Raw genomic sequence first — 6323 nt, 5'->3', positions numbered from 1 at the left:
CTGGCGCGGCGCTTCGGCACCGGGCTGGTGACGCAGCTCGACCGGGCGCTCGGCAGCGCGCCGGAGCCGGTCTCGCCCAGCCCGCCGCCGGAGCGCTTCGCGGTGCGTCTCAGCCTGCCCGACCCGATCGGGCTGGAGGCCGACGTGCTGGCGGCGCTCGACCGCATGATCCCGCGGCTCTGCGCCCGGCTCGAGGCCCGGGGCCGCGGCGCCCGGCTGCTGCGCCTCGAGGCCTGGCGCAGCGACCAGAGCCTCGACGCCGCCGAGGTCGGGCTGGCCCGCGCCTCGGCCCACCCGGACCGGCTGCGCCCGCTCCTGGCGGTGAAGGCGGCGGCGCTCGATGCCGGGTTCGGCATCGACATGCTGCGGCTCGAGGCGATCCGCCACGAACCGGTCCATGTCCGCAGCCCGGTCGGCCATCTCGAGGCCGGGCGCGCGGTGGCCAGCCGGCTGGCGGCGCAATCGGGGCTCGAGGACCTGATCGGCCGGCTCGGCGCCCGGCTCGGCCTCGAGGCGATTACCCGGGTGCATCCCGGCGAAAGCCACATCCCCGAGAAGAGCGCCCTGACCCTGGCCGCCGCCTGGTCCGAGCCCGCCGGGCCCTGGCCGCTCCGCTTCCCGGAGCGGCCGCTGCGGCTCTGGCGCCCGGAGCCGGTGCTCGGCGCCGACGGCCCCGACCTGCCCGCCCGCTTCCGCTGGCGCGGCCGCGACTTCGCCCGGCTCGGCGCCACCGGGCCCGAGCGCATCGCCCCCGAATGGTGGCTCGACGATCCCGACTGGCGCTCCGGGCAGCGCGATTACTGGCGCGTGGAGACCGACCGGGGCGACCGGCTCTGGCTGTTCTACGCCCATGGCGCGGCGCTGTCGCCGGGCTGGTTCTGCCACGGCGCCTTCGCCTGAGCGCCCTTGATTTCGCGGCCCCGGCTGCGCAACTCTGGGCGGATGAACTCGCTCACTCCCTTCCCGGCGCCGGGCGCCCCCGAAACGGTGATGTTCCAGCGCGGCGAGCTGAACGAGATCCTGTCGCTCTACGGCCGCATGGTGGCGGCCGGGGAATGGCGCGATTACGGCATCTCGGCGCTGAAGGACCACGCCGTGTTCTCGATCTTCCGCCGCGCCGCCGAGCAGCCGCTCTACCGGATCGAGAAACATCCCCGCCTGCGCGACCGCCAGGGCCAGTACCGGGTGGTGGCGATGGACGGCCAGATCCTCAAGCGCGGCCACGAGCTGCGCCTGGTCCTCAGGGTGCTGGAGCGCAAGCTGATCCGCGCCGTCGACTGAGCCCCGCCGCCACGCGCCGCCGCACCGGCCAGGCGCGGACCGGCGCCGCCCGCGCCCGCCGCCGGCCGGCCCGCAGGGCCGGACGGCCAGACCTGCCCGCGCGGCACGCGCGGACCGCCGGGTCAGCCCGCCCGGGTCAGCCCCGCGAGGCGAGCATGGCGCAGAGCAGCTCGAACAGGATCGAGGCGCCGAGATAGGCGGTGCCGCCGGTGGCGTCGAAGGGCGGCGAGACCTCGACCAGGTCGGCCCCGGCGATCTCCAGCCCGGCCAGGGCGCGCACCACCTCGAGCGCCTGGAAGGAATTCGGCCCCCCGACCTCCGGCGTGCCGGTGCCCGGCGCGAAGGCCGGGTCGACGAAATCGATGTCGTAGCTGACATAGACCGGCGCCGCGCCGACGATGCCGCGCGCCTCCTCCATCACCGCGGCGACGCCGCGGGCATGCAGCTCCTCCACCGGCACCACCCGGATGCCCGCGGCGCGGGCGAAGTCGCGGTCCTCCATGTCGTAGGCGGTGCCGCGGATGCCGATCATCACCACCCGCGCCGGGTCCAGGAGCCCTTCCTCGACGGCGCGCCGGAACGGCGTGCCATGGGTGTAGAGGCAGCCGCCGAAATACGACTTGTAGAGATCGGTATGGCTGTCGAAATGCACCATTCCGAGCGGTCGCTCGGCGGCTAGGGCGCGCAGGATCGGCAGCGAGCAGAGGTGGTCGCCGCCGGCGCTCAGCGGCCGGATCCCGGCCGCCGCGAGGCCCGCGTAGAAGCCGGTGATCCGGGCCATCGAATCCTCGAGATCGGCGGGGTTCGGCCCGACATCGCCGAGATCGGCGCAGCGCGCCGCCTCGAAGGGCCGCAGCCCGGTGACGGGGTGCTGGGCGCGGATCATCGTCGAGGCGTCGCGCAGCTGCCGCGGCCCGTGCCGCGGCCCGGGGCGGTTGGTGGTGCCGGCATCCCAGGGCACGCCGACCAGCCCGATCTCGACCTCGTCGAAGCGGGCATGGCCGGGCGGCACGTGCGGCAGCCGCAGGAAGGTCGGCACGCCGGCGAAGCGCGGCAGCTCGAAGCCCGAGACCGGGCGGAAGAAATCGTCGCTCATGGGCTCACTCCCTGGGATCGGGGCGCAGATGCGCGGTGACCGCGCCGTCGCCCTGCGCGGCGATGCGGGCGCAGGCCGCGGCGAGCGGCTCGAAGGCCACCGCCATGTGGTGGGCATTGGCGTGCAGAAGCAGGTCGTCGCCGGCCACCCAGCCGACATGGCCGCGCCAGAACAGCAGGTCGCCGCGCCGCGCCACAGCGCCCGGGTCGAGCCGGCGCCCGAGCCCGGCCGCCTCCTGCAGGTCGCTGTCGCCCGGGCAGGCGCGGCCGCAGGCCCGCAGCGCGGCCTGCACGAGGCCCGAGCAATCGATTCCCCAGGCCGAGTTGCCGCCCCAGAGATAGGGCGTGCCGAGCAGCCGCTCGGCGACCGCCACCGGGTCGGTTTCGGGCCGGTCGAGCGGCGCCAGATGCGCCTCCGGCACGAAGCCCTCCGGGGTCTCGGCAAAGCGGCCGCGGCGACCGGTCACCGCGAGCTCGGCGCCGAGGCTCAGCGCCGCGCGCTCGCGCGTCTTGAAGTCGGGCGCGGGGTAAAGATGCGTGGCGCGCGCCGCGACCCGGTGGGTCGGCGCCGGCCCGGGCGCCGTCAGCGCCGCCTCGCGCAGGTAGCCGACATAGCCGTCCGCCCCGGCCTGCACGAAGGCCCAGCCGCCGACCCGGTCATAGACCGTGAGCGCGGCGCCCTTCAGGACCTGCCGGTCGCGCGGCCCGTCCGGCGCGCGGCAGAGATCGGCCAGCGGCGCGGCGAGCCGCGCCGGCTCGCCCGCGCGGTAGGCCAAGGCCGCCACCCGGCCGCGCAGATGCGCCGCGGCGACGCGGCCATTGGCGGGGGTCAGCCGGCGGTCGCTCACAGCGCGAGGACCCGCGGCAGCGCGTCGAGCACCGCCCGCCAGCCCTGCCCCAGCCCGCCCTTGGCGCGGCCCGGCTCGGGCTTGGGCTGCCAGCCGTAGATGTCGAAATGGGCGTAGCGCGGCGTCTCGGTGACGAAGCGGCGCAGGAACAGCGCCGCGGTGATCGACCCGGCGAAGCCGCCCGCGGGCGCGTTGTCGAGATCGGCGATGCCGGGCTCGATCATCGGCTCGTAGGGGGCGTGGAACGGCAGCCGCCAGACCGGGTCGGCCATCGGCCCGGCCGCGGCCTCGGCCAGCGCCGCGGCGAGGGCGTCGTCGTCGGTGTAGAACGGCGCCAGATCCGGGCCCACCGCGACCCGCGCGGCGCCGGTCAGCGTCGCCATCGACACCAGCAGGTCGGGCCGCTCCTCGTCGGCAAGGGCCAGCGCGTCGGCCAGCACCAGCCGGCCCTCGGCATCGGTGTTGTTGATCTCCACCGTCAGCCCCTTGCGCGAGGTCAGGATGTCCTGCGGCCGGAAGCTCTCGGCCGAGACCGAGTTCTCCACCGCCGGGATCAGCACCCGGAGCCGCACCCCGAGCCCGGCCGCCATGATCGCCCGCGCCAGGCCCAGCACGTTGGCGGCGCCGCCCATGTCCTTCTTCATCAGCCCCATCGAGGCGCCGGGCTTGAGGTTGAGCCCGCCGGTGTCGAAGCACACCCCCTTGCCCACCAGCGTCAGCCGCGGCCCGCTCTCGCCCCAGCGCAGGTCGATCAGCCGCGGCGCGTCGCTGGCCGCCCGGCCGACGGCGTGGATCATCGGGAAGTTCTTCTCCAGCAGTTGGGCGCCGGTCACCGTCTCGACCCGGGCGCCATGCGCGCGGGCCAGTTCGCGCATCTCCGCCTCGAGCGCGGCCGGTCCCATATCGGCGGCCGGCGTGTTGATCAGGTCGCGCACCAGCGCCTCGGCCGCGGCGATGCGTTCGAGCCCGGCCGCATCCACGCCCTCGGGCGCGACGAGCCGGGCAAGCTTCGGGGTCTGGTCGCGGTAGCGCGAGAAGCCGTAGCCGGCCAGCAGCCAGCCCAGCGCCTCGCGCCCGGCATCCTCGTCCGGCAGGCCCGAGGCGATGCGGAAGCTCAGGCCCGGCGGCAGCTGCGCCGCCGCGCCGGCCAGCGCGAAGCGCTGCCGCGCCCGCTTCTCGGGGCTGCCGTACCCGGCCAGGGCCAGCGCCGGGCGGCCGTCTTCCCCGGGCACCGCGACGGCGCTGTTCAGCCCGCCGGAGAAACCCGTCGCCTCGACCCAGGCGCGGACGCGGTCCGGCTGATCCGACAGGAATTCGCCGAGCCGGTCCTGCGCGATCACGTGGAGCGGCAGGGCGACGGCATCGGCAGCGGCAAAGGTGAGGGTCATCGAATGCTCCGGGCAGGTCTGGTCGCCGCGGAGCCTAGCGGGTGGCGCACCGGCCGCAAGGCCCGGCCGGCGGCGAGCGCCTCAGAGAGACAGGTCGTGTTCGTCCCAGACCGCGAACAGCGACCGTTCGCCGAGCCGCAGCAGCCGCGCCATGGTCGCCGCCACCGCGACGCCGTCGGCGGTTTCCAGCGCCTCGCGGGCGATCAGCGCGACCCGCGCCAGCATCCGCATGCCCATCGTCTCGGCCGAGCCGGAAAGCCGGGTCAGCGCGCCGTGCAGGGCCGGCCAGTCCTGGCCGCGCGCGGCGCGGTCGGCCTCCGCCAGATGCACCGCGGCGCGCTCCAGCGCGCGGCACACCGCCTCCTCGCCGTCGCGCGGGTCGGCGCCCCCCAGCAGGTCGTCGATCCGGTCGTAATCGAGGCGCACCGCCTCGTCGCGCGCGGTGATCGTCACATAGGTCATGGCACTCTCCGTCGGCCCCCAGATACCCGGGGCGCAATCTGCACCGGCAAGGCTTTTCGAAAGCTTGTCGCAGGGCACCGTTTTCGCTCGAATTGCCGCTGAATCGTTCGTATCGACGGGGGCGTCTAACACGGAGGAGTGTCATGGATCACGTCAAGAGCCTGCCCGCCGACCTCGCCGAGCGTCACCGCGCGTGGCGCGACGGCGCCGGCCGGAGCAAGCAGGACCATTACCGCCGCCTCGCCGAGGACGGCCAGCGCCCCAAGGCCATGGTGATCTCCTGCTGCGACAGCCGGGTCCACGCCACCGAGCTCTTCGACGTCGCCACCGGCGAATTTTTCATGCACCGCAACATCGCCAATCTGGTGCCGGGACCCGATGCCGACGCGGCGCTGCACGGCACCGCCGCGGCAGTCGAATACGCGGTCACCGCGCTCAAGGTGTCGCATCTCATCGTGATGGGACATGCGCGCTGCGGCGGGGTGCAGGGATCGATCGACCTCTTCGAGGGACGCGCGCCGCAGCTCGAGGGCGAGGACAGCTATGTCGGGCGCTGGATCCGCCACCTGAAGCCCGGCTACGAGGCTGCGAAGGCGGAGAGCGGCGGCGAGCCGACCCCGGAGGCGGTGGAGAAGCGCGCCGTGCTGGCGAGCCTCGAGAACCTGATGGCGCTGCCCTTCGTGCGGAGTGCGGTCGAGGCCGGCACGCTCAGCCTGCACGGGCTCTGGACCGACATCGCCAGCGGCGCGGTGCAGGGCTACGACCCCGAACAGGGCCGCTTCGCCGCGCTGTGAGCCGGCCGGCGCGGCGGCGGCTCAGACCGGCGCGCCGCTCTCGCCGCCAGGCCGCAGCCTGAGCGACAGCCGGCCCAGCCGCTGCGCCAGTTCGGCCAGCGGCGCGCCGAGATCGCGGCCGGTGCAGATCGGCCGCTTCTCGGCGATGGCGATCACCAGCAGCCGGCCCTGCCGCACCTCGAGGTCGTAACCCCGCCGGCGCAGGCGGTCGCGCAGATCGCCCCAGCTTGTCGCACGGTCGAAGATCGGACGCAGAAAGCCGCGGATCAGCACGGCGGTTTCGCTGTCGAGCCGCGCCGGCATGGCGGCGGCCCCGTTCCGGAACATCTCGGTCATCTCACGACTCCCACTTCCCCCCACAACCAGGGTGCCAGAGAAGCGGTTCCGGGGGCGTTAATTTCGGCCGTTTTCCCGGCCGGCCGGGGACAATCGCGGCAATTTGCCGAGGATTTGTC

Annotated in this window: 8 protein-coding genes; 3 read left to right on the top strand and 5 right to left on the bottom strand. The window is 74.6% G+C overall.

Features of this window, described 5'->3' with window-relative positions:
• Together ACXYMW_RS18360 and ACXYMW_RS18355 are read left to right on the top strand one after the other, a co-directional pair.
• A partial coding sequence (locus ACXYMW_RS18360; RefSeq protein WP_459036783.1) for a DUF6504 family protein occupies positions 1-900 on the top strand: 900 nt, incomplete at its 5' end.
• Positions 901-942: 42 nt separating this feature from the next.
• Positions 943-1281 (top strand): DUF2794 domain-containing protein, encoded by a 339-nt coding sequence (locus ACXYMW_RS18355; RefSeq protein WP_459036782.1) that lies wholly within the window; start codon positions 943-945, stop codon positions 1279-1281.
• A gap of 136 nt (positions 1282-1417) precedes the next feature.
• Here the strand turns inward: ACXYMW_RS18355 and speB are convergent, their stop codons facing one another.
• From speB to ACXYMW_RS18335, 4 genes are all read right to left on the bottom strand, one after another.
• The gene (gene speB, locus ACXYMW_RS18350; RefSeq protein ID WP_459036781.1) at positions 1418-2377 is read right to left on the bottom strand and encodes an agmatinase; all 960 of its coding nucleotides are present in this window, start codon (positions 2375-2377) and stop codon (positions 1418-1420) included.
• A 4-nt stretch (positions 2378-2381) separates the two neighbouring features.
• On the bottom strand, positions 2382-3224 hold the full coding sequence (locus ACXYMW_RS18345; protein ID WP_459036780.1) for a C40 family peptidase: 843 nt from the start codon (positions 3222-3224) through the stop codon (positions 2382-2384).
• Positions 3221-4612 (bottom strand): leucyl aminopeptidase family protein, encoded by a 1392-nt coding sequence (locus ACXYMW_RS18340; RefSeq protein ID WP_459036779.1) that lies wholly within the window; start codon positions 4610-4612, stop codon positions 3221-3223. Before ACXYMW_RS18340 ends, ACXYMW_RS18345 begins: the two co-directional genes overlap by 4 nt.
• An 81-nt stretch (positions 4613-4693) precedes the next feature.
• On the bottom strand, positions 4694-5074 hold the full coding sequence (locus ACXYMW_RS18335) for a hypothetical protein (RefSeq protein WP_459036778.1): 381 nt from the start codon (positions 5072-5074) through the stop codon (positions 4694-4696).
• 143 nt (positions 5075-5217) lie between these two features.
• Between ACXYMW_RS18335 and ACXYMW_RS18330 the strand changes: the two genes are divergently transcribed.
• Positions 5218-5868: a carbonic anhydrase gene (locus ACXYMW_RS18330; protein WP_459036777.1), complete on the top strand. Its 651-nt coding sequence runs from the start codon at positions 5218-5220 to the stop codon at positions 5866-5868.
• Positions 5869-5889: 21 nt separating this feature from the next.
• Here the strand turns inward: ACXYMW_RS18330 and ACXYMW_RS18325 are convergent, their stop codons facing one another.
• Entirely contained in the window at positions 5890-6204 is a 315-nt protein-coding gene (locus ACXYMW_RS18325) for a hypothetical protein (protein WP_459036776.1), read from the bottom strand.
• Positions 6205-6323 lie beyond the last annotated feature (119 nt).

The sequence above is a fragment of the Roseivivax sp. CAU 1761 genome (assembly GCF_054482755.1).
This window is presented reverse-complemented; position numbering and strand designations above follow the sequence as displayed.